This is a genomic window from Pseudomonas sp. NPDC086581, assembly GCF_044746165.1.
Classification (GTDB): Bacteria; Pseudomonadota; Gammaproteobacteria; order Pseudomonadales; family Pseudomonadaceae; genus Pseudomonas.
Window position 1 is genome coordinate 499,551 of sequence record NZ_JBIVBR010000001.1, and the last position, 21,614, is coordinate 521,164.

Here is a 21,614-nt window from a genome sequence, read left to right on the forward strand (position 1 = left end):
CCCCGTTACGCCGCTCTATTCCCGGCACGATCGGACACACCGACTACCATTGACGCTGCGCAAGGGAATCTCCGCCCTGGAGGGATAGAGTTTTCCTACCAAGCCACTCATTGAGGGAACACATCATGTACGAGCGCATTCTGGTAGCGGTGGACGGCAGCCCGGTTTCCGACCGAGCCCTGGTTGAAGCGGCCAAGCTGGCCCAGCTGAGCGGCGGCGAGCTGCGGGTCATCACCATCGTCGACAGCCCGCTGCGCCATCTGCCCGACTACGCCGTGTACTACAACCCGGAGCCGCTGCGCGAAGCAGCGCTGAAGGCCGCCGACGACATCCTCGCCAAGGCGAAGGACAAGATCGCCGAATTCCCGGTGAAAACCAGTTTCGAGCGGGTCTGTCAGGAACGCGCCAGCGAAGAGATCGCCGAGCGCATCGAGATTGAGGCCGAAGGCTCCAAGGCCGACATCATCGTCATGGGCACCCACGGCCGCCGCGGTGTGCGCCGCCTGATGCTGGGCAGCGTGGCCGAAGGCCTGCTGCGCGTCAGCAACCGCCCGGTGCTGCTGGTTCGCGAGAAGTAACAGCCCCCGGAAAGACAAAAGGCCCTGCGGCTTTCGTCGCAGGGCCTTTTTCATGGCCGTCGTTCAGGCAGGCTCAGTCATTGCGCGGCGGTCATATCGCGTTTGCAGGAGTGGAAGATGTCCAGGTCCGGCTGGTACAGGCTGGTGTGCACACCGTAAAGACCAAGCACCGAGTGGAACAGGTTGTCGTGGCTCAGCTCGGCGCCGTCGGCCTTCTTCTCCAGGCAACCGCGATCCACACCCATGCCGCCCAGCGCGCCGCTGCCGAACCACATCACCATGGGCACATGGGTCTGCGCTTTCGGGGCGATGGCATAGGGCGCAGCGTGCAGGTAGACGCCATTCTCGCCCAGAGATTCGCCGTGGTCGGAGACATAGACCATCGAGGTGTCGAAGCGCTCCTGGTTCTGCTTGAGCAGCTCGACCACCTTGGACAGGAAGAAGTCGGTGTAGAGGATGGTGTTGTCGTAGACGTTCACCAGCTCCTCGCTGCTGCAACTGCCCAGCTGGTTGGTGCGGCACACCGGGGTGAAGCGCTCCAGCGACTTGGGATAGCGGTCGTAGTATTCCGGGCCGTGGCTGCCGTCGGCGTGCAGGACGATGATGGCGTTGTCCTTCAGTCCGTCGATGTACGCCTGCAGATTCTGCAGCAGAGCTTCGTCCAGGCAGTTCTTGCCGTCGCAGAACGGGCCGGGCTGATCCTTGGGAATATCGCGATTGGGCACGCGCAGGCAGGTGCCCTTGCAGTCGCTGTTGTTATCCAGCCACAGCACCGACACACCGACGCGCTGGAGGATGTCCAGCAGGCCCTGGTTGGTCTTGCCCTTCTTGTCGCTGTAGTCCTCGCGGGGGAACTTGGAGAACATGCAGGGCACCGACACCGCGGTGGAAGTGCCGCAGGAGCTGACGTTGGTGAAGTTGAGGATGTCGAGCTTCTTCAATTCCGGGTTGGTGTCGCGGGCGTAACCATTGAGGGAGAAGTGGTCCGCGCGAGCGGTTTCACCGACCACGAAGATCATCAGCGACTTGCGGCCATCGGCGCTCACCTTGCGCGGCATCACCGCGTCCTCGCCGATGGGCTGCACCACCAGGTGTTCCTTGATGCCCAGGCGCTGCTTGGTGAACTTGCTCACCGCGTAGATGTAGTTGGTCGGGTTGATGAAGTGGGTCAGTTTCTCCTCCTGGCGGAACACCGGGGCGTAGGTGGAATAGAACGCCCCCACGCAGACGGCGACCACCACCAGGCAGCCGAAGATCACCAGCACCTTGTTCAGCAGGCCGCGGAAGAACGAGCTGTAGCGCACCGGCGTCAGCCAGATGATCGTCACCGGCAGCACGCCGAGCACCAGCAGGTAGCCGACCATGCGCGCGCTGAACAGCGCGGTGGCCTCGCCAGGATTGGTCTCGATGACGTTCTGCACCATCACGGTATCGATCACGACACCGTAGGAGTTCATGAAGTACGCCGCGGACGCGGACACCAGCGCCACCAGGCTCAACGCGGGCTTGAGCAGCGGACGGAACGACACCAGGGTCAGCAGCAGGGTAAAGGCCGCCCACAGGAAGAGGCCGAAGGAGGCGAAGAACGCGACGCCCCAGAGGCCTTCCATGGGCACCAGGCTGTTCAGCGCCCGCCAGGTAGCGAAGTTGTAGAACAGCACCAGTGCCAGCGAGAACAGCAGGACCAGCCGCGCAGAGCTGACCTGGGGGAAGAGGCGGCGCTTGCCCTCGGACATCGAGCGCACTCCTTACATCGATAGTCGGATAGGAAATGGATGGCCGACCCTGCCGGCCGGCGGCGCAACTCTAGCGGGCAGTTAGTCAAAAAAGTGTCAAGTTGGCTACAAGCTTTCGTCCGGTGGTCGGATCTGTGATCGGCTGGAACCTGGTACTACCGTACGTCGCGCGCATTCCGGCATTACGCCGAAAACTCAACGAGTTCCTTGCAGCGTCATCCTGACTTCCTAGACTTGACGCAAAGTGATATCAATCTGCCTCCTCCCCCGACATCCGGAGCATCCCGCCCATGGACTGGCACCAGGACGCCGTACCCGATGCTGTGCTGCTGGAGTGTTCTCACAACCCCGGACTGGTCCTCCTGGCCATCCTCATCGGCTGCGTCACCAGCTTCGTCGCGCTGAACATCGCCGCGCGCATGGTCCGCGCGCCGCAACACGCACACCGCTGGCAATGGGTCGGTGGCATCTGCCTGGGAAGCGGCATCTGGTCGATGCACTTCGTTTCCATGCTGGCCTTCCACGCCTCGGTGCCGCTGCACTTCGCCGGAGGGCTGACGCTGCTTTCGCTGCTCATCGCCATCGCCATCTGCGTGATCGCCATGCGCCTGCTCGCCCACGCCGGGTTGAGCCCGTTGCAGTACCTACTGGCCGCCTGTTGCATCGGCGCCAGCATCGCCGGCATGCACTACACCGGCATGGCCGCCATCGAGTCACCGCCGATGCAGCACTACGACCCGCTGCTGGTCACGCTCTCGGTACTGATGGCCGTCCTGGTGGCTTTCGTCGCGCTGGTACTGGCGCCGGTACTCAACCGCCAGCCGGCGGGCCGCCAGTGGATCTACCAGATTCTCGCCAGTCTGCTGCTGGGCGGCGCCATTTCCAGCATGCACTTCACCGGCATGGCCGCGCTGACCCTGACCCTGCCCAGCTGGGTAGCTCCAGTGGCGGACCTGAGGCGCAACAATGCCATCCAACTCGGTCTGATGGTCGGCCTGCTGGCGCTGGCCGTGGTGATGGCCGGGCTCTGGGCGGCCTGGATCGAGGACAGCCTGGAAAGCAAGGTGAGCGAGCTGAGCCGGGTCAACGCCCTGCTCAACCAGTTGGACAGCGCCAACGCCTCGCTGCAGAAACTGGCGCGCTTCGACGGCCTCACCGGCTTGCATAACCGTAACGCGCTGAACGACGAGTTCGAGGCTCGCTTGCAACGCAACCGGCAGAAGGCCCAGGGGATGGCGGTCATCCTGCTGGACCTGGACCACTTCAAGCGGGTCAACGACTCCCTCGGCCACGCCGCTGGCGACGAACTGCTGTGCATCGTCTCCGAGCGCATCCGCAGCGCACTGCGCAGCACCGACCTGCTGGCGCGCTTCGGCGGCGACGAGTTCTGCATCCTCGCCGACCTGGGCGAGGACCACGAGGCGCGCATCCTCGCCCAGCGCCTGATGCAACGCATGAAGGAGCCGATCAGCATCGCCGGGCGCAGCCTGGTGATGACCATGAGCGTCGGCATCAGCCTGTTCCCCAACGACAGCGAACAGCCCGAGGAATTGCTCAAGCATGCGGACCTCGCGCTCTACCAGTCCAAGGGCAACGGTCGCAACGCCACGCATTTCTTCAGCCCGCACCTGAAGACCAAGGCGACCCAGGAACTGCAATTGGAAGAGGAACTGCGCAAGGCGCTGTGGGACGACGAACTGGTGCTCTACTACCAACCCATCCTGCGCATTGAGCACGGCGAGGTGGAGCAACTCGAAGCCCTGGTGCGCTGGAAACACCCGACCCACGGGCTGCTGGCGCCGGACCGATTCATCGGCCTGGCGACCGCCAACGGCCTGATCGGCACGCTGGATGCCTGGGTAATGCGCCGCGCCTGCGAAGACCTGCGCCGCCTGCACGACTTGGGCTACAAGGACCTGCGGGTGGCGGTGAACTGCTGCGCCAGCAACCTGGGCCGCGAGGGGCTGGTCGATGAAGTCCAGCAGACTCTCGCCGACACCGGCCTCGCCGCACGCTACCTGGAGATGGAAGTCACCGAGAACGCCGTGATGGCCAACATCAACCAGGCCATCCCGCTGCTCAATCGCCTGCGCGACCTGGGCGTGAGCCTGTCCATCGACGACTTCGGCACCGGCTATTCGTCACTCTCCTACCTGCGCCAGCTGCCGCTGGATGCGCTGAAGGTGGACCGTTCCTTCATCCGCGACGTGCCGCAATCAAGGCGTGACAGCGAGATCGCCCAGGCCATCATCGCCATGGCGCAGAAGCTGCACCTCAAGGTGATTGCCGAAGGCGTGGAGCACGCGCAGCAACTGGCGTTCCTGCGCGACAACCATTGCGAGCTGGCCCAGGGTTACCTGTTCAGCCGGCCGCTGCCCCTCTCCGCGCTGGTGGAGTTCCTCGAGGCCTACCGCGAGGACAGCGACTCGGCGCTGCTGCGCAGCCAGGCCTGAGGCCCGTGATCCAGGCTCAGAAGTCAAACTTGCCGGCACGCCAGCGCGGCAGCCAGCGCAGGGAGTCGGCAGTGGTGCCGGTGGGGCGGTACTCGGCGCCCAGCCAGCCTTCGTAGCCGACATCGTCGAGCACCTGCAGCGGTACTGCGAACTCCATCTCGCCCGAGCCCGGCTCGCCGCGCTCGGGGTAGTCGGCGAACTGCACGTGGCCGATCTGGCCCATCAGCGCGTAGATGCAATCCACCAGTTCCAGGCCCATGCGCGCCATGTGGTAGAGGTCCAGCTGCGCGCGCAGGTTCTCCCGCGCCACGCGCTCGAGCATGTCCTGCAAGTGCTCGGGGGTGTTGAGCAGGAAGTCCTTCATGTCGTGGCAGTTGATGGCTTCCATCAGCACGTCGGTGCCGCTGCCGGCGAACGCATCGCAGGTGGCGCGCAGGCGCTCGGCCAGGGTCTGCAGCGCGACTTCGCGCTCCTGCCCCTCGACCAGCCGGCCAGCCAGCACATTGATGTGCTGCGGCTGCACGATGCGCGCATAGTCCAGCGCCTTGGCCAGCGCCGCTTCGAACTCCGCCGCACGTTCCGGCACGGCGGCGATGCCGGGACCGCCCTGCATCAAGTCACCAGCCGGCAGGTTGATCAACACCAGCGGCAGGCCGGCTTCGTCCAGTGCGGCTTTCAGGTCCTGTGCGGGGACGTCGTAGGGAAACTGGATCTCCACGCCCTCGAAACCGGCCTTGGCGGCGGCGTCGATGCGCTGCAGCAGCGGGACCTCGGTGAACAGCAGGGACAGGTTGGCGCAGAGTTTCATGCGGGGAATTCCTTCGACTGACGGTATTGCTCGACCAGGGTAGCCGGGTCGCGTTCGAGATTGCCCTGGCTGCCATGCAGGCGCATCAGCTGCGCGGCGAGGCCGCTCATGGGCGTGGCCGAGCCTTCCTCGCGGGAAAGCTTGACGGCGGTGTCCAGGTCCTTGAGCAGCGTGCGCACATGCCATTTCACAGGTTCGAAACGGCTCTCGGCCATCTGCGGGGCAAGGATCTGCAGGGGTTTCGAATCGGCGAAACCGCCCGCCAGCGCCGGGGCGATCAGACTGGCATCGACGCCTGATTTTTCCGCCAGCGCCACCACTTCGGCGATCACCAGGGCATTGCAGGCGACGATCATCTGATTGCACACCTTGGTCACCTGCCCTGCGCCCACATCCCCCATGCGCGTCAGGCGCTGGCCGAGATGGGCGAGGATCGGCCGTACCCGCTCGATATCCTCGACACGGCCGCCGGCCATGATCGCCAGGGTGCCGGCTTCGGCGCCCGGCGTGCCACCGGAAACCGGCGCATCGACCCAGCGCATGCCGGTGCGCGCTTCCAGCTCGGCGGCCATCTCGCGGGTGGCGGCCGGCTCAAGGCTGGAGAAGTCCACCAGCACCTGACCGGCGCGGGCGCTCTCGACGATACCGCCAGCGCCGAACACCACTTCGCGCACGGCGTCGGTATCGGCCAGGCAGAGCATCACCACCTCGGCGTCGGCACAGAGCTGCACGGGCGTTTCCACGGCCCGGGCGCCTTCGGCGGCCAGCAGCTCACGCTTGCCAGCGGAGCGGTTCCACACGGCCAGCGGGTAACCGGCGGCGAGCAGGCGGCGCGTCATGGGTACCCCCATCAGGCCGAGACCGGCAAAAGCGAGGGATGGCAAAGGGGACGACATGGGGTGATCTCCAGTTCGACAGCAGGACGGGCACGGGGAGGCGGCATTCTAGCAGGCGCGAAGTTGCCCCGGCCGGCAATGCTTTAGATAGCGGGACAGCTGCTAAACAGACGCGCCGCCACTATACTCCCGGAGTTTTTTCCGCCATTGAACCGGAGAACTCTCCCCATGCTGAAACGCTCCCTGGCGCTCGCCGCCGGTTTTGCCCTGTCCCTGTCCGCCGTATTCGCCCACGCCGACACGCCGAAAGAACTGAAGGTCTCGGCCATCCCCGATGAAGCTCCCACCGAACTGCTGCGCAAGTTCAAACCGCTGGGTGCCTACCTGGAAGAGCAACTGGGCATGCCGGTGAAGTTCATCCCGGTGTCCGACTATGCCGGCGTGGTCGAAGCCCTGGCTTCGGATCGCCTCGACATGGCCTGGCTGGGCGGCTTCACCTTCGTCCAGGCGCGCCTGAAGACCGGCAACGCTATCCCGCTGGTACAGCGCGAGCAGGACCAGCAGTTCACCAGCAAATTCATCACTGCCGACCCGAACGTGAAATCGATCCAGGATCTCAAGGGCAAGACCTTCGCCTTCGGTTCCGTGTCGTCCACTTCCGGCAGCCTGATGCCGCGCTACTTCATGCAGAAGGACGGCGTGGTGCCCGAGCAGTTCTTCTCCCGCGTGGCCTACTCCGGCGCCCACGACGCCACCGTCGCCTGGGTCCAGGCCGGCAAGGTCGACGCCGGCGTGCTGAACGCCTCCGTCTGGCAGAAGCTGGTGGACAGCGGCAAGGTCGACACCAACAAGGTGAAGGTCTTCGCCACCACCCCGACCTACTACGACTACAACTGGACCGTGCGCGGCAACCTCGACCCCGCGCTGGCGGAGAAGATCAAGAAGGCCTTCCTCGCCCTCGACCCGAGCAAGCCGCGCGACAAGGAAATCCTCGACCTGCAGGCGGCCAGCCGCTTCATCGAGACCCAGCCTGACAACTACAAGGGCATCGAGGAATCGGCGCGCGCCGCCGGCCTGCTGAAGTGACCCTGACACTGACCGGCGTGGAGCACATCCACGCCAACGGCCAGCGCTCGCTCGCCGGTATCGACCTCAGCGTCGCTGCCGGGGAACGGGTGGCGATCATCGGCCCGTCGGGTGCCGGCAAGACCACGCTGCTGCGCATCCTCGCCACCGCACTGAAACCCGCCTCCGGCAGTTTCGACCTGCTCGGCACCCAGCCCTGGGCGCTGAGTGGTCCCGCGCGCCAGCGCCTGCGCTCGCGCATTGCCCTGGTGCACCAGGCTCCACCGCTGCCTCCGCGCCAGCGGGTGGTCACCGCCGTGCTCGCCGGTCGCCTCGGCCAGTGGCCTCTGTGGAAAAGCCTGGCCAGCCTGCTCTATCCCGTCGACAGCGCCGGCGCACGCAGCGAATTGCAGCGCCTGGACCTTGGCGACAAGCTCTTCGAGCGCTGCGACCAGCTATCCGGCGGCCAGTTGCAACGCGTCGGCATCGCCCGCGCGCTGTATCAGCAGGCCGAAGTCCTGCTGGCAGACGAACCCGTCTCGGCCATGGACCCGGTGCTCGCCGGCCACACCCTCGGCGTGCTCACCCGTGAAGCGCAGAGCCGTGGCGTGACCCTACTCGCCAGCCTGCACGCGGTTGACCTGGCACTGGAGCACTTCCCGCGCATCGTCGGCGTACGCGACGGCCGCATCGCCTTCGACAAGGCAGCGGAGAACGTCACTCCCGAGGACCTGCGCGCCCTCTACGCCAACGAGCAGCTCGGCCAGCAGGACGCTTCCTCGCCGGTGGGCAAGCCGCTGGTGGTGCAGATTCCGCGATGCTGAACCCCGCGCTTTCCAAGAGCCCTCCGCGCGACCCGGCGGCGCTGCCGCGCCTGCTACTCACCCTGCTCGCCCTGGCTTTACTTTGGCCGGGCCTGCGTCTGTCCGAGCTGGATATCGCCGGCCTGTTCAGCGGCGACAACGCGCGGACCATGGCCAACTTCCTCGGCGGTTTCTGGCCGCCGGCCCATGACGAAGAATTCCTCGCCCTGCTTGGACGCGCCACCCTGGAAACCCTCGCGATTGCCACCGCCGGCATGGCACTGGCATGGCTGATCGCCTTCCCCGCCGCCCTGCTGGCAACCCGCGCGCTGTCGATCTCCGCCCTGCCCCGCGGCGGCCTGCCGGCCTGGTGGGCGCGTGCGCTGCGCTGGCCGGTGCGCGGGCTGCTGATCGTGCTGCGCAGCGTGCCGGAAATCGTCTGGGCGCTGCTTTTCGTCCGCGCCGTGGGCCTGGGCCCCACCGCTGGCGTGCTGGCCATCGCCATCACCTACGGCGGCATGCTCGGCAAGGTCTACGCGGAAATCTTCGAATCGGTGGACCCGCGCCCGACCCGCGCCCTGCTGCTGGGCGGTGGTTCGCGGCTGCAGGCCTTCGCCTACGGCGTACTGCCCTCGGCCGCGCCGGAACTGATCTCCTACACCGTCTACCGCTGGGAATGTGCGATCCGCGCCTCGGTAGTGATGGGCTTCGTCGGCGCCGGTGGCCTCGGCCAGCAGATCGACCTGTCGCTGCGCATGTTCGCCGGGGGCGAGGTGGCGAGCATCCTGCTGACCTTCCTGGTACTGGTGCTGGGCGCCGACCTGCTCAGCCGCTTCCTGCGCGGGAGGCTCGAATGACCGGCCTGCTGCGCAGCCTGGGCTGGCTGCTGCTGATCCTGCTCGCCATCGGTGCGTCCTTCGCCTACCTGGAGATGGACACCGGCGGGCTGTTCGACGCGCGCGGCCTCGGCCAGATGCTCGACTACGGTCGCGATTTTCTCTCGCCGGACCTGGGCGCCACACACCTCACGGCAGTCGGTCGCGGTGCCCTGGAAACCCTGGCGATGTCAGCCATCGGCACCCTGCTCGCGGCGCTGCTGGGGATGCTGCTCGCGCTGCCGGCGGCCGGGCGTTTCGGACGGATCGCACAAAGCCTGTCGCGCTTGTTGCTCAACGCTCTGCGCGCGGTGCCGGAACTGGTCTGGGGTGCACTGATGGTGCTGGCCGCCGGACTCGGCCCGAACGCAGGCACGCTCGCGCTGGCGCTACACACGGGTGGCGTGCTCGGACGACTGTTCGCCGAGGCGCTGGAGAATACCCCGACCGCGCCGGCAGAGGCCGTACGCCTGGCAGGCGGCGGTCGCGTCGCCGCCTTCGCCTACGGCACCCTTCCCGCTGTTTGGCCGCAGTTGGTGGCCTACATGCTTTATCGCTGGGAAAACAACATCCGCATGGCCAGCGTGCTCGGCTTCGTCGGCGCAGGCGGCCTGGGGCAGATGCTGTATTTCAGCCTCAGCCTGTTCCAGCAGGCCCAGGCGGCCACGGTGATAATCGCCATGCTGCTACTGGTGCTGTGCGTCGACAGCCTGAGTGCCTGGGCGCGGCAGCGCTGGGTCAGCCACTAAGTTCCGCGGCAGACAACGCACAATAAAAAGCCCGGCACTTGGCCGGGCTTTTTATTGAATGCGTAGCTTACGAGTCGCCGTGGATCACCTTGTCCAGGTCGATCGGATCGCCAGGATGGGTGCCGAGTTTCTGGCGGATGTCCTCGAACATCGCGTCGTACTCCTTGTGGTTGCGCACCATCGAGCCAAACCGCGGGTGGAGGCCGTGCTTCTGCGCAATGCGGGTAGCATCGCTGGCAAAGTTGAAGGCCTGCTCCTTGGGCATGTCCCACTCTTCGGTAAAGGCATTACCGTCGATCTCGCCCTTCATGGTGAAGTGGACAATGGTGCCTTTTTCCACATCCTTGCGGACTTCATAGTTGATGTGAGCGTCAATCTCCTGCTGCCCCAGCCCCGGCAGGGACTGAAGATGCAGATGGCCCGGTTCGAACATGGCGAATCTCCTTCTATGGAATCCCGACAGTCTAGCCGGCCTTTTCGAATTGGAAATCGCCCCGCGTCAGTGCACGGACTCTTTTCGAACTCTTTCTTGAACCAGCACCCAGGGCGCAATCACCACGGCCCAGAGTTCCGGGTCACGGTCGTGGAAATCCTGCGCCAGCTTTTCGTCCACCTTGCCCAGGTCACCACTGGCCAACCAGGCGGCGACCTTCGCTCGATCATCCTCGGCCACGCCCATCGCGACCTCTACCAGATCGGCGCAAGCCCCGACCTTGAGCAGGTTGCCGCGGGCGAAGAAGGGCGCGAGCTCCTGCCAGGAAATCTTCGCGGTTTCGCCAAGCAACTTGGCATAGAGGGTGCTAGCTTGTTCAGTCATGAATCTCACCTGGTAAACGAACGGCGCCATGATAGCGCCGGGACCGCGCCAGGCAAGGTTCGGACGGCGTTTTCGCTGGTGACGGAACCCACAGGGAAAAGTCATACAGCGCCGTTTTTCTGTACGTTTGTTTCAATCTTGCGACATGCCCACAATCGGCTGCCCGCCACCCGCTTTTCAAGCGGTCCGGCGGCGCTCTACACTGTACCGGTACAGTTGCCGGTGGGTCTGTCCGGGGCAATCCCGGTCCGGTGAGCCGCTGGCAACCAGGACTACAAAAACGAAAACACAAGAAGAGTGGAGCATTATGAAAAAGGGTACTCAGCGTCTTTCCCAGCTGTTCACCGCCATGGCCCTGGCCGGCGTTGCCAGCTTCTCCATGGCCGCCGACACCATCAAGATTGCTCTGGCCGGCCCGGTGACCGGCGCAGTCGCCCAGTACGGGGAGATGCAGTTCATTGGCGCGAAAATGGCCATTGAGCAGATCAACAAGGCCGGCGGCGTCGACGGCAAGCAACTCGAAGGCGTGGTCTACGACGACGCTTGCGATCCGAAACAAGCCGTGGCCGTTGCCAACAAGATCGTCAACGATGGCGTCAAGTTCGTCGTTGGCCACCTGTGCTCCAGCTCCACTCAACCGGCTTCGGATATCTACGAAGACGAAGGCGTGCTGATGATCACCGCCGCCTCCACCAGCCCGGACATCACCTCCCGCGGCTACAAGCTGATCTTCCGCACCATCGGCCTGGACAGCCTGCAGGGCCCGACCGCCGGCAAGTTCATCGCCGAGCACATCAAGCCCAAGACCGTGGCCGTGATCCACGACAAGCAGCAGTACGGCGAAGGCATCGCCACTGCGGTGAAGAAGACCCTCGAAGGCGCCGGTATCAAGGTTGCCCTGTTCGAAGGCATCAACGCCGGCGACAAGGACTTCTCCGCGATGATCGCCAAGCTCAAGCAGGCCAAGGTCGACTTCGTCTACTACGGTGGCTACCACCCGGAGCTGGGCCTGATCCTGCGCCAGGCTTCCGAGAAAGGCCTGAAAGTCGGCTTCATGGGCCCGGAAGGCGTGGGTAACAAAGAGATCTCCGCCATCGCCGGCCCGGCTTCCGAAGGCCTTTACGTGACCCTGCCGAAGTCCTTCGACCAGGATCCGAAGAACCAGGCTCTGGTTGACGCCTTCAAGGCCAAGAACGAAGACCCGAGCGGTCCGTTCGTGTTCCCGGCCTACGCCGCCGTCCAGGTCATCGCCGAAGGCATCAAGAAAGCCGGTAGCGAAGAGACCGACAAGGTAGCCGCCGCCCTGCGCTCCAACACCTTCGCTACTCCGACCGGTGACCTGGCCTTCGACGAGAAGGGCGACCTGAAGAACTTCAACTTCGTGGTCTACCAGTGGCACAAGGACGGCACCAAGACCGAAGCCAAGTAAGCCACCCGCCGCCACACAAAGCCCACTGCCCACGGCAGTGGGCTTTGTTTATCCGAGTATTCCGGGGGTCCGTCGCGCCACAAGCGCCGCTTCACGCGACGCCCGAGGAGTTAGGTAATGCCTGAGCTCTATCACTACCTGCAACAGCTGATCAACGGCCTCACCGTCGGCAGCACCTATGCCCTGATCGCCATCGGCTACACCATGGTCTACGGCATCATCGGCATGATCAACTTCGCCCATGGCGAGGTGTACATGATTGGCTCGTACGTAGCCTTCATCGTGATCACGGGGCTGGCTATGATGGGGATCGTTAGTCTCCCTGTCGTTATCATCTGCACCTTCGCCGCGGCGATCATCGTCACCAGCGCCTACGGCTACAGCATAGAACGCATCGCCTACCGGCCCCTGCGTGGAAGCAACCGGCTGATTCCGCTGATCTCCGCGATCGGCATGTCGATCTTCCTGCAGAACGAGGTCCTGCTCGCCCAGGACTCCAAGGACAAGGCCATCCCCAACCTGCTGCCGGGCAACTTCATCATCGGCGCTGACGAGATGACCGGCGTAACCATCTCGTATATGCAGGTGCTGATCTTCATCGTCACCTTGCTGACCATGTACGGCCTGTCCATGTTCATCTCCCGTTCCCGCCTGGGCCGCGCCTGCCGCGCCTGCGCCGAGGACCTGAAGATGGCCAACCTGCTGGGCATCAACACCAACAACATCATCGCCCTGACCTTCGTCATCGGCGCCACCCTGGCCGCCGTGGCCGCGGTGCTGCTGGGCCTGCAGTATGGCGTGATCAACCCGCACATCGGCTTCCTCGCCGGCATCAAGGCGTTCACCGCCGCGGTGCTGGGCGGCATCGGCAGCATTCCGGGCGCCATGCTCGGCGGCCTGGTGCTGGGCGTTGCCGAAGCCTTCGGCGCCGACGTGTTCGGTGACCAGTACAAGGACGTGGTGGCCTTCACCCTGCTGGTGCTCGTCCTGCTCTTCCGCCCCACTGGCCTGCTCGGTCGCCCGGAGGTGGAAAAGGTATGAGCCAGAAAATCAAGACCGCCTTCTTCAGCGCCCTGCTGGTGATGGCCGTCGCCTATCCGGTGCTGGGCATCAAGCTCAGTGTGATCGGCATCGGCCTGCAACTGGAGAACGTCAGCCCCACTCGCCTGTGGACCATCGCCGCCTGCGCCGTGCTGATGTTCGTCTGGCAACTGGTGCGTGATCGCTTCGCCTTCGGCGGCAGCGTGAAACAGGCGCTGTCGCACCCGCATACCAAGCTGGCCGAACGCCTGACCCACGCTTCCGTGCAACGCAAGATCATCATGGTGCTGATTCTCGTCGCCCTCGCCTGGCCGTTCTTCGGCTCGCGCGGCGCGGTGGACATCGCCACCCTGATCCTGATCTACGTGCTGCTGGGCCTGGGCCTGAACATCGTGGTGGGCCTGGCCGGCCTGCTCGACCTCGGCTACGTCGGCTTCTACGCCGTGGGCGCCTACAGCTACGCGCTGCTGTCGCACTACTACGGCCTGGGCTTCTGGGTGTGCCTGCCGATCGCCGGCCTGATGGCCGCGTTCTTCGGCTTCATCCTCGGCTTCCCAGTGTTGAGATTACGCGGTGACTACCTCGCGATCGTGACCCTGGGCTTCGGCGAGATCATCCGCATCCTGCTGCGCAACATGACCTGGCTCACCGGCGGCCCCAACGGCATCAGCAACATCGAGAAGCCGACCCTGTTCGGCCTCACCTTCGAGCGCCGCGCCCCAGAGGGCATGCAGACCTTCCACGAGTTCTTCGGCATCGCCTACAACTCGAACTACAAGGTCGTGTTCCTCTATCTGGTCGCGCTGCTGCTGGTGCTGCTGGTGCTGTTCGTGATCAACCGTCTGCTGCGCATGCCCCTGGGCCGTGCCTGGGAAGCCCTGCGCGAAGACGAGATCGCCTGCCGCGCGCTCGGTCTGAACCCGACGCTGATCAAGCTCTCCGCCTTCACCCTCGGCGCCTGCTTCGCCGGTTTCGCCGGCAGCTTCTTCGCCGCGCGCCAGGGCCTGGTCACCCCGGAGTCGTTCACCTTCATCGAATCGGCCATCATCCTCGCCATCGTGGTGCTGGGTGGCATGGGTTCCCAGCTCGGCGTCATCCTGGCCGCCGTGGTGATGATCCTGCTGCCCGAACTGATGCGTGAGTTCAGCGAGTACCGTATGCTGATGTTCGGCGCCCTCATGGTGCTGATGATGATCTGGCGTCCGCAGGGGCTTCTGCCCATGCAGCGCCCGCACCTGGAGTTGCGAAAATGAGCCGACCGATTCTTGAAGTAGCCGGCCTCACCATGCGATTCGGCGGGCTGCTGGCCGTCAACAACGTGGCCCTGAAGGTCCAGGAAAAACAGGTGATCTCGATGATCGGCCCCAACGGCGCCGGCAAGACCACTGTGTTCAACTGCCTGACCGGCTTCTATGCGCCTACCGGTGGCGAGATCCTGCTGCGCGGCGAGCCCATCCAGGGCCTGCCGGGCCACAAGATCGCTCACAAGGGCGTAGTGCGGACCTTCCAGAACGTGCGTCTGTTCAAGGAGATGACCGCGGTGGAGAACCTGCTGGTGGCGCAACACCGGCACATCAACACCAACTTCCTCGCCGGCCTGCTCAAGACCCCGTCCTTCCGCCGCGCGGAAGCCGAGGCCCTGGACTACGCCTCGCACTGGCTGGAAATCGTCAACCTCAAGGACATCGCCAACCGCCCGGCGGGCACCCTCGCCTACGGCCAGCAGCGCCGCCTGGAGATCGCCCGCTGCATGATGACCCGTCCGCAGTTGCTGATGCTGGACGAACCAGCGGCCGGCCTGAACCCGCGGGAAACCGAGGACCTCAAGGCGCTCATTGCCATGTTGCGCTCCGAGCACGGCGTCACCGTCCTGCTCATCGAGCACGACATGAAGCTGGTGATGAGCATTTCCGACCATATCTACGTGATCAACCAGGGCACCCCCCTTGCGGACGGCACCCCGGAGGAAATCCGCGGCAACCCGGATGTGATCAAAGCCTATCTGGGGGAGTCCTGAGTCATGCTGAAGTTCGACAAGGTTTCCACCTTCTACGGCAAGATCCAGGCGCTGCACGACGTCAGCATGGAAGTCCAGCAGGGCGAGATCGTCACCCTGATCGGCGCCAACGGCGCCGGCAAGTCGACCCTGCTGATGACCCTGTGCGGATCGCCACGCGCCTCCTCCGGCAGCATTACCTACATGGGCGAAGAGCTGGTCGGCAAGGAATCCTCCGTGATCATGCGCAAGAGCATCGCCGTCGTGCCCGAAGGCCGTCGCGTGTTCGCCCGCCTGACCGTGGAGGAGAACCTCGCCATGGGCGGCTTCTTCACCAGCAAGGGTGATTACCAGGAACAGATGGACAAGGTCCTGGGGCTCTTCCCGCGCCTGAAGGAACGCTTCAACCAGCGCGGCGGCACCATGTCCGGCGGCGAACAGCAGATGCTCGCCATCGGCCGTGCGCTGATGAGCAAGCCCAAGCTGCTGCTGCTCGACGAGCCGTCGCTGGGCCTGGCGCCGATTATCATCCAGCAGATCTTCGACATCGTCGAACAGCTGCGCCAGGAAGGCGTGACCGTCTTCCTCGTCGAGCAGAACGCCAACCAGGCGCTCAAGCTCGCCGACCGCGGCTATGTGCTGGAGAACGGTCGCATCGTCATGCAGGACACCGGCGCCAACCTGCTGGTGAACCCCAAGGTGCGCGACGCGTACCTGGGCGGCTGATCCTCCCGCCGCGATCAGAAACGGCCCTTCGGGGCCGTTTTTTTTGCTTTGCGAAGCCTTGCTTTTCGTAGGAGCGAGCTTGCTCGCGAACCGTCCCAACGATGGTGCTGCAGGGAAATCCGTTCGCGAGCAAGTTCTCCCCGCTGTATCCCACCAACAGCGACCCGAGCCCTCTTCCATGCCATTCCTGCGCTGGCAGCTCCCAGGCCGCCAGCGGGCCGGCGAACCCTGGCGAGGGAGACGGATTACTTCGACGGGTCGAGGCCGGCGAAAGGGTGACTTGCCATCACTGCGAATACGACCGCACCGCGGTCGACATCCGCTCGCGTCTGAAGTACCTGGGCAAACTCTAGACAGTGCCGCGGAAACGAAAACGCCGCCCCAGGGGCGGCGTTTTCGTTGCCAGGCGGATCAGGTCCCGTAACTCAGCACCTGCGCACGCTGGCGCAACTGGGACACCACATCGTCCTCCATGCGGCCCTCGGAGATCAGCAGGTCGCGGCGGATAGTCTGCACCGCCTCCTCGCTCTGCTCATGGTCGGCCAGGTGCTGGCCTTCGATGACACGCCGCAGAACCACGTCTCCATCATCGTTGGTGAGGGTCAGGATACGGCCGCCGTCGGGGCGTGCCGGGCCCAGCGAGGAAACGTAGGGAGCGAAGGTCTCGGTCAGCAGGGCGCTCAGCCGGTCCATGTCGTATCTCCTTGTTGCGAAATGAAAAACACGCAGCAAAAGACCGCACGTTCGGCGATAAAGTTCGCCGGTTTCAGTACCGTTGGTCATGACGGCATGTGTCACGGCATCACGCGCAGGCATGAAAAAGCCCGCCAGGTGGCGGGCTTTTCCGAACGGCGATCCGCGGTTTAGAGCGGCTTACCGCGGTTGCCGTGGGCGCTGACGAAGGCCTGGACCTTGGCCAGATCGTTCGCCAGCACGGTGCAACGCTCGTCACGCTCGAACAGGTCGGCCAGGTGCGCCGGCAGTGCCGGAACCGCCTCGATGCCGGCCTTCTCCACCGCTTCCGGGAACTTCACCGGGTGCGCGGTACCCAGGGTCACCATGGGCACGGACAGGCTGCGGCGGCACTCGCGAGCGGCGCGGACGCCGATAGCGGTGTGCGGGTCCAGCAGCTCGCCGGACTCGGCGAACACCTGGGAGATGGTCTCGCAGGTTTCCTCGTCACTCACCGCCAGGGAATCGAACAGGCGGCGGGCTTCGGTCCAGCGGTCATCCTCGACAGCCAGCTTGCCGGTGGCCTTGAAGTTGTCCATCAGTTCGGCGACGGCCTTGCCGTTGCGGCCGTGCAGGTCGAACAGCAGGCGCTCGAAGTTGGACGAGACCATGATGTCCATGGACGGCGACAGCGACGCGTGCAGGGTGTCCTTGTCGTAACGGTTGCCGGACATGAAACGGTGCAGGATGTCGTTACGGTTGGTCGCGACGATCAGCTGGCTGATCGGCAGACCCATGTTGCGCGCCAGGTAGCCGGCGAAGATGTCGCCGAAGTTGCCGGTGGGCACCGAGAAGGCCACGGAACGGGCCGGTGCACCGAGCTGCAGGGCGGCGTGGAAGTAGTAGACGATCTGGGCCATGATCCGCGCCCAGTTGATCGAGTTCACCGCCACCAGACGGGTGCCTTTCAGGAAGCCCTGGTCGGCGAAGCTGGCCTTGACCATCTCCTGGCAGTCGTCGAAGTTGCCTTCGATGGCAATGTTGTGAATGTTTTCGCCGAGGATGGTAGTCATCTGACGGCGCTGCACCTCGGACACACGGTTGTGCGGGTGCATGATGAAGATGTCGACGTTCTCGCAGGCCTTGCAGCCTTCGATGGCGGCCGAGCCGGTGTCGCCGGAGGTGGCGCCCATGATTACCACGCGCTCGCCACGCTTGGTCAGCACGTGGTCGAGCAGGCGGCCGAGCAGTTGCAGGGCGAAGTCCTTGAAGGCCAGGGTCGGGCCGTGGAACAGCTCCAGCACCCACTCGTTGCCATTGAGTTGGCGCAGCGGCGCCACGGCGTTGTGGGCGAAGACGCCGTAGGTTTCTTCGAGGATCTTCTTGAAATCGGCGTCGGCGATGCTGCCGGCAACGAACGGACGCATCACGCGGAAGGCCAGCTCGTGGTACGGCAGGCCGGCCCAGGAGGCGATCTCTTCGACGGTGAAGCGCGGCAGGTTTTCCGGCACATAGAGACCGCCGTCGCTGGCAAGACCGGCCAGCAGCACGTCTTCGAAGTTAAGCGCGGGCGCCTGGCCGCGGGTACTGATGTAACGCATGGTGTGAAACCTTCGGGTTGGCGGCGGCGCGCAGGCGCCGCCGCGGTCGATTCAGTTCAGTTGTTCGACGCGGATGCGTACGACATTGCCGACGACGTCATCCAGCGCTTCCAGCGCGGCGATGGCTTCGATGATGCGGGACTCGAGCACGCGGTGGGTAACCAGGATCATCGGCACCAGACCGTCATGCTCTTCAACTTCCATCTGCATGATCGATTCGATGTTGATGCCGCGCTCGGAGAGGATGGTCGCCACCTGGGCCAGTACGCCCGGATGGTCCTTGGCCTGGATGCGCAGGTAGTAGGCGCTTTCGCAGGCGTCGATCGGCAGGATCGGGTGGTCAGAGAGCGAGTCCGGCTGGAAGGCCAGGTGCGGCACGCGGTTCTCCGGGTCGGCGGTCATGGCGCGAACCACGTCCACCAGGTCGGCGACCACCGAGGAAGCGGTGGGCTCCATGCCGGCGCCAGCGCCGTAGAACAGCGTGGAACCAGCGGCATCGCCATTGACCATGACCGCGTTCATCACGCCGTTCACGTTGGCGATCAGGCGGTCGGCCGGGATCAGGGTCGGGTGTACGCGCAGCTCGATACCCTTGTCGGTACGGCGGGCGACGCCCAGGTGCTTGATGCGGTAGCCCAGGGCCTCGGCGTAGTTCACGTCGGCAGTGGTCAGCTGGGTGATGCCTTCGGTGTAGGCCTTGTCGAACTGCAGCGGGATGCCGAAGGCGATGGACGCCAGGATGGTCAGCTTGTGCGCGGCGTCGATGCCCTCGACGTCGAAGGTCGGATCGGCCTCGGCGTAGCCCAGCGCCTGGGCTTCCTTGAGCACGTCAGCGAAGGCGCGGCCCTTCTCACGCATCTCGGTGAGGATGAAGTTGCCGGTGCCGTTGATGATGCCGGCCAGCCAGTTGATGCGGTTGGCGGCCAAGCCCTCGCGGATCGCCTTGATCACCGGGATGCCACCGGCCACGGCGGCTTCGAAGGCGACGATGACGCCCTTCTCGCGGGCCTTGGCGAAGATTTCGTTGCCGTGCACGGCGATCAGCGCCTTGTTGGCGGTGACGACGTGCTTGCCGTTCTCGATAGCCTTGAGCACCAGCTCATGGGCCAGGGTGTAGCCACCGATCAGTTCGATGACCACGTCGATTTCCGGGTTGTTCGCCACGTCGAAGATGTCGGCTGTAATGGGGGTACTGCCGGTTTCACACTTCGGATTGGGGCGACGGGCGGCAATCTGCGCAACCTCGATACCACGCCCGGCACGGCGGGCAATCTCCTCGGCGTTGCGTTTGAGTACATTGAAGGTACCGCCACCGACGGTCCCCAACCCACAGATTCCCACTTTCACCGGTTTCACGCTGAAACTCCCCATGATTACAGCATCGGGGCGCCTGAGACGCCGATGCCCGCAACGAGGCGGGCATGGGAACAGGCACCATGTCAGAACAGGCGGACTGCCTGCTCCCTAGTCAAAAGGAACCGAACATTACGAAGCGGTTCCGCATTAGTCAATCAGTGCGCAAGCCGCGGCTTACTTGGCTTCCAGAGCCAGCTTGGCGATCTGGCCGGCCGGCTGGTAGCCCGGCAGCATGGTGCCGTCGGCGAGAATGATCGCCGGGGTGCCCTGCACGCCGACCATCTGACCCAGGGCAAACTGCGCGTCCACCGGGTTTTCGCACTTGGCGGCCTTCACTTCCTTCTCGTGGAACATATCGCTCATGGCCGCCTGGCGGTCCTTGGAGCACCACACGGCCTGCAGCTGCGCATCACCCGGCGAGTTCGGGCCCTGGCGCGGGAAGGCCAGGTAGCGCACTTCGATGCCGCGCTTCTGCAGTTCCGGCACTTCGGCGTGCAGCTTCTGGCAGTACGGGCAGGTGGTGTCGGTGAAGACGGTGATGTGCGCCTTGGTCTCGCCCTTGGCCGGGAACACGACCATGTCCTTCGCCGCGATGGCGTTGATGGTCTTCGCCACGCCGGCGCTCTCGGCCTTCTCGGTCAGGTTGGTCGGCTTGCCGTCCTTCACCTGATAGATGTTGCCCTGCACGACGAACTGGCCGTCGGCGCTGGCGTAGAGGATACGACCGCCCTTGAGCTGCACCTGATAGATGCCTTCCAGGGGACCCTTGGAGATGTTCTCGATGGGCAGGTCAGGCTGCAGGGACTGCAGGGTGGTGCGGATCGCCTGATCCGGTTCGGCGGCCAGTGCGAGGGTGCTGACGAGGCCAAGGGCCGCGGCAGTCAGAAGTCGGGACAAACGCATGGAAAGCTCCTGATGTCAGTCGGCGAAGACTACCACACCGGACCGGCAAGACCGAGCCAAAGGCTGTAGCCGGAAGCTTCGGTGGGAGTAGTGGTTAAAGCTCTCGGCGCAAAGATCGAACAAGGTGTAGACATCCCTGTCGAGACAACCTGTTCAAGTTCAACCCCGGCCCGACCATCCATGGCCGGGCGTTCGCGGGGCAACGCATGCGTTGCTAGAGCCCCGCTCACCCCCACTCACCCCCGGGGGTGGTGCTGAGCATGCAGGTCCTGCAGGCGGGCACGGGCGATGTGCGTGTAGATCTGAGTGGTGGAGAGGTCGCTGTGGCCCAGCAGCATCTGCACCACGCGCAGGTCGGCGCCGTGGTTGAGCAGATGGGTGGCGAAGGCGTGGCGCACGGTGTGCGGCGACAGGCTCTTGCCGATGCCGGCGACCTTCGCGTGGAGCTTGATGCGGTGCCAGAAAGTCTGGCGGGTCATCTGCTCACCACGCAAGCTGGGGAACAGCACATCGCTCGGCCGGCCGGCAAGCAGGTCGCCACGGGCCTCGCGCACGTAGCGCTCGATCCAGCGGATCGCCTCCTCGCCCAGCGGCACCAGGCGTTCTTTGCTGCCCTTGCCGAGCACCCGCACCACGCCCTGACGCAGATTCACCTGCTCCAGGGTCAGGCCGACCAGCTCGCTCACGCGTAGGCCGCAGGCGTAAAGCACCTCAAGCATGGTGCGGTCACGCAGGCCGAGCGGGTCATCGGTCTCCGGCGCCGCCAGCAGGGCTTCGACATCCGACTCTGACAGCGACTTGGGCAGCGGCTTGCCCAGTTGCGGCAACTCCACCAGCAGGGTCGGGTCCTCGGTGATCAGGTTCTCGCGCAGGCAGTAACGGTAGAAGCCACGCAGACCGGACAGGAAACGGGCCGTGGAACGGGCCTTGTAGCCCTCGCCCAGGCGCCAGGCCAGGTGATCGAGGATCACATCGCGACCGGCCGACTCCAGCGCAACGCTGCGCTCGCCGAGCCAGCCATTGAACAGCGCAAGGTCACTGCCATAAGCACTGCGGGTGTTGTCGGACAGGCCCTTTTCCAGCCAGAGGGCATCGAGGAAGCGGTCGATCAGAATATGGGGAACCGGGGTCATTTCAGGCCAGAGCTAAGGAAATTACGGCGCGAGTAGT

General features: G+C 64.6%; 21 protein-coding genes. 11 read left to right on the forward strand and 10 right to left on the reverse strand.

The genetic code is table 11. From position 1 onward, the window contains the following. Window positions 1-125 precede the first annotated feature (125 nt). Window positions 126-578, forward strand: a complete 453-nt coding sequence (locus ACIPK7_RS02445; protein ID WP_401084976.1) for a universal stress protein — start codon at window positions 126-128, stop codon at window positions 576-578. 77 nt (window positions 579-655) lie between these two features. Here ACIPK7_RS02445 and ACIPK7_RS02450 read toward each other — a convergent pair whose 3' ends face one another. After that, window positions 656-2,314 carry a phosphoethanolamine transferase gene (locus tag ACIPK7_RS02450; RefSeq protein ID WP_192430654.1) on the reverse strand — a complete coding sequence of 553 codons (1,659 nt, stop codon included), beginning with the start codon at window positions 2,312-2,314 and terminating at the stop codon, window positions 656-658. Window positions 2,315-2,604: 290 nt separating this feature from the next. Between ACIPK7_RS02450 and ACIPK7_RS02455 the strand changes: the two genes are divergently transcribed. Beyond that, complete coding sequence (locus ACIPK7_RS02455) at window positions 2,605-4,767, forward strand: putative bifunctional diguanylate cyclase/phosphodiesterase (protein WP_401084980.1); 2,163 nt, start codon at window positions 2,605-2,607, stop codon at window positions 4,765-4,767. Window positions 4,768-4,783: 16 nt separating this feature from the next. Here the strand turns inward: ACIPK7_RS02455 and ACIPK7_RS02460 are convergent, their stop codons facing one another. Both ACIPK7_RS02460 and ACIPK7_RS02465 read right to left on the reverse strand, forming a co-directional pair. Beyond that, window positions 4,784-5,575 carry a hydroxypyruvate isomerase family protein gene (locus tag ACIPK7_RS02460; RefSeq protein ID WP_401084983.1) on the reverse strand — a complete coding sequence of 264 codons (792 nt, stop codon included), beginning with the start codon at window positions 5,573-5,575 and terminating at the stop codon, window positions 4,784-4,786. Next, window positions 5,572-6,471 carry an NAD(P)-dependent oxidoreductase gene (locus ACIPK7_RS02465; RefSeq protein WP_401084985.1) on the reverse strand — a complete coding sequence of 300 codons (900 nt, stop codon included), beginning with the start codon at window positions 6,469-6,471 and terminating at the stop codon, window positions 5,572-5,574. The genes ACIPK7_RS02460 and ACIPK7_RS02465 overlap by 4 nt, the downstream gene beginning before the upstream one ends. Before the next feature lie 168 nt (window positions 6,472-6,639). On the opposite strand from ACIPK7_RS02465, the gene ACIPK7_RS02470 reads away from it, so the two are divergent. The 4 genes from ACIPK7_RS02470 to phnE are packed head-to-tail and all read left to right on the forward strand — an operon-like array spanning window position 6,640 to window position 9,903. Then, window positions 6,640-7,497, forward strand: a complete 858-nt coding sequence (locus ACIPK7_RS02470) for a putative selenate ABC transporter substrate-binding protein (protein WP_401084988.1) — start codon at window positions 6,640-6,642, stop codon at window positions 7,495-7,497. Next, complete coding sequence (locus ACIPK7_RS02475; protein ID WP_401084991.1) at window positions 7,494-8,300, forward strand: phosphonate ABC transporter ATP-binding protein; 807 nt, start codon at window positions 7,494-7,496, stop codon at window positions 8,298-8,300. The genes ACIPK7_RS02470 and ACIPK7_RS02475 overlap by 4 nt, the downstream gene beginning before the upstream one ends. Further along, complete coding sequence (locus tag ACIPK7_RS02480) at window positions 8,294-9,136, forward strand: ABC transporter permease (protein WP_192430659.1); 843 nt, start codon at window positions 8,294-8,296, stop codon at window positions 9,134-9,136. Before ACIPK7_RS02475 ends, ACIPK7_RS02480 begins: the two co-directional genes overlap by 7 nt. Next, the gene (gene phnE, locus ACIPK7_RS02485; RefSeq protein WP_192430660.1) at window positions 9,133-9,903 is read left to right on the forward strand and encodes a phosphonate ABC transporter, permease protein PhnE; all 771 of its coding nucleotides are present in this window, start codon (window positions 9,133-9,135) and stop codon (window positions 9,901-9,903) included. The genes ACIPK7_RS02480 and phnE overlap by 4 nt, the downstream gene beginning before the upstream one ends. A gap of 67 nt (window positions 9,904-9,970) precedes the next feature. On the opposite strand, the gene ACIPK7_RS02490 is transcribed toward phnE, so the two are convergent. Both ACIPK7_RS02490 and ACIPK7_RS02495 read right to left on the reverse strand, forming a co-directional pair. Further along, window positions 9,971-10,336: a DUF5064 family protein gene (locus ACIPK7_RS02490; RefSeq protein WP_192430661.1), complete on the reverse strand. Its 366-nt coding sequence runs from the start codon at window positions 10,334-10,336 to the stop codon at window positions 9,971-9,973. A 66-nt stretch (window positions 10,337-10,402) separates the two neighbouring features. Then, entirely contained in the window at window positions 10,403-10,720 is a 318-nt protein-coding gene (locus tag ACIPK7_RS02495) for a DUF2288 domain-containing protein (RefSeq protein WP_192430662.1), read from the reverse strand. Window positions 10,721-11,027: 307 nt separating this feature from the next. Between ACIPK7_RS02495 and ACIPK7_RS02500 the strand changes: the two genes are divergently transcribed. The 5 genes from ACIPK7_RS02500 (at window position 11,028) to ACIPK7_RS02520 (ending at window position 15,912) form a co-directional block, all read left to right on the forward strand. Then, entirely contained in the window at window positions 11,028-12,149 is a 1,122-nt protein-coding gene (locus ACIPK7_RS02500; protein ID WP_192430663.1) for a branched-chain amino acid ABC transporter substrate-binding protein, read from the forward strand. A gap of 117 nt (window positions 12,150-12,266) precedes the next feature. Next, window positions 12,267-13,190 carry a high-affinity branched-chain amino acid ABC transporter permease LivH gene (gene livH, locus ACIPK7_RS02505; RefSeq protein WP_192430664.1) on the forward strand — a complete coding sequence of 308 codons (924 nt, stop codon included), beginning with the start codon at window positions 12,267-12,269 and terminating at the stop codon, window positions 13,188-13,190. Further along, window positions 13,187-14,443, forward strand: a complete 1,257-nt coding sequence (locus tag ACIPK7_RS02510; protein WP_401084996.1) for a high-affinity branched-chain amino acid ABC transporter permease LivM — start codon at window positions 13,187-13,189, stop codon at window positions 14,441-14,443. The genes livH and ACIPK7_RS02510 overlap by 4 nt, the downstream gene beginning before the upstream one ends. Continuing rightward, entirely contained in the window at window positions 14,440-15,207 is a 768-nt protein-coding gene (livG, locus tag ACIPK7_RS02515; RefSeq protein WP_045210453.1) for a high-affinity branched-chain amino acid ABC transporter ATP-binding protein LivG, read from the forward strand. Before ACIPK7_RS02510 ends, livG begins: the two co-directional genes overlap by 4 nt. Before the next feature lie 3 nt (window positions 15,208-15,210). Beyond that, complete coding sequence (locus ACIPK7_RS02520) at window positions 15,211-15,912, forward strand: ABC transporter ATP-binding protein (RefSeq protein ID WP_045210454.1); 702 nt, start codon at window positions 15,211-15,213, stop codon at window positions 15,910-15,912. Window positions 15,913-16,323: 411 nt separating this feature from the next. Here ACIPK7_RS02520 and ACIPK7_RS02525 read toward each other — a convergent pair whose 3' ends face one another. From ACIPK7_RS02525 to xerD, 5 genes are all read right to left on the reverse strand, one after another. Next, window positions 16,324-16,605: a DUF3509 domain-containing protein gene (locus tag ACIPK7_RS02525; RefSeq protein WP_192430666.1), complete on the reverse strand. Its 282-nt coding sequence runs from the start codon at window positions 16,603-16,605 to the stop codon at window positions 16,324-16,326. Between the two features lie 170 nt (window positions 16,606-16,775). Beyond that, entirely contained in the window at window positions 16,776-18,185 is a 1,410-nt protein-coding gene (thrC, locus tag ACIPK7_RS02530) for a threonine synthase (protein ID WP_192430667.1), read from the reverse strand. 51 nt (window positions 18,186-18,236) lie between these two features. After that, on the reverse strand, window positions 18,237-19,541 hold the full coding sequence (locus tag ACIPK7_RS02535; RefSeq protein WP_024766890.1) for a homoserine dehydrogenase: 1,305 nt from the start codon (window positions 19,539-19,541) through the stop codon (window positions 18,237-18,239). A 174-nt stretch (window positions 19,542-19,715) separates the two neighbouring features. Further along, on the reverse strand, window positions 19,716-20,444 hold the full coding sequence (locus ACIPK7_RS02540) for a thioredoxin fold domain-containing protein (RefSeq protein WP_401085002.1): 729 nt from the start codon (window positions 20,442-20,444) through the stop codon (window positions 19,716-19,718). Between the two features lie 236 nt (window positions 20,445-20,680). Beyond that, on the reverse strand, window positions 20,681-21,577 hold the full coding sequence (gene xerD / locus ACIPK7_RS02545; RefSeq protein ID WP_401085005.1) for a site-specific tyrosine recombinase XerD: 897 nt from the start codon (window positions 21,575-21,577) through the stop codon (window positions 20,681-20,683). Between the last annotated feature and the right edge of the window lie 37 nt (window positions 21,578-21,614).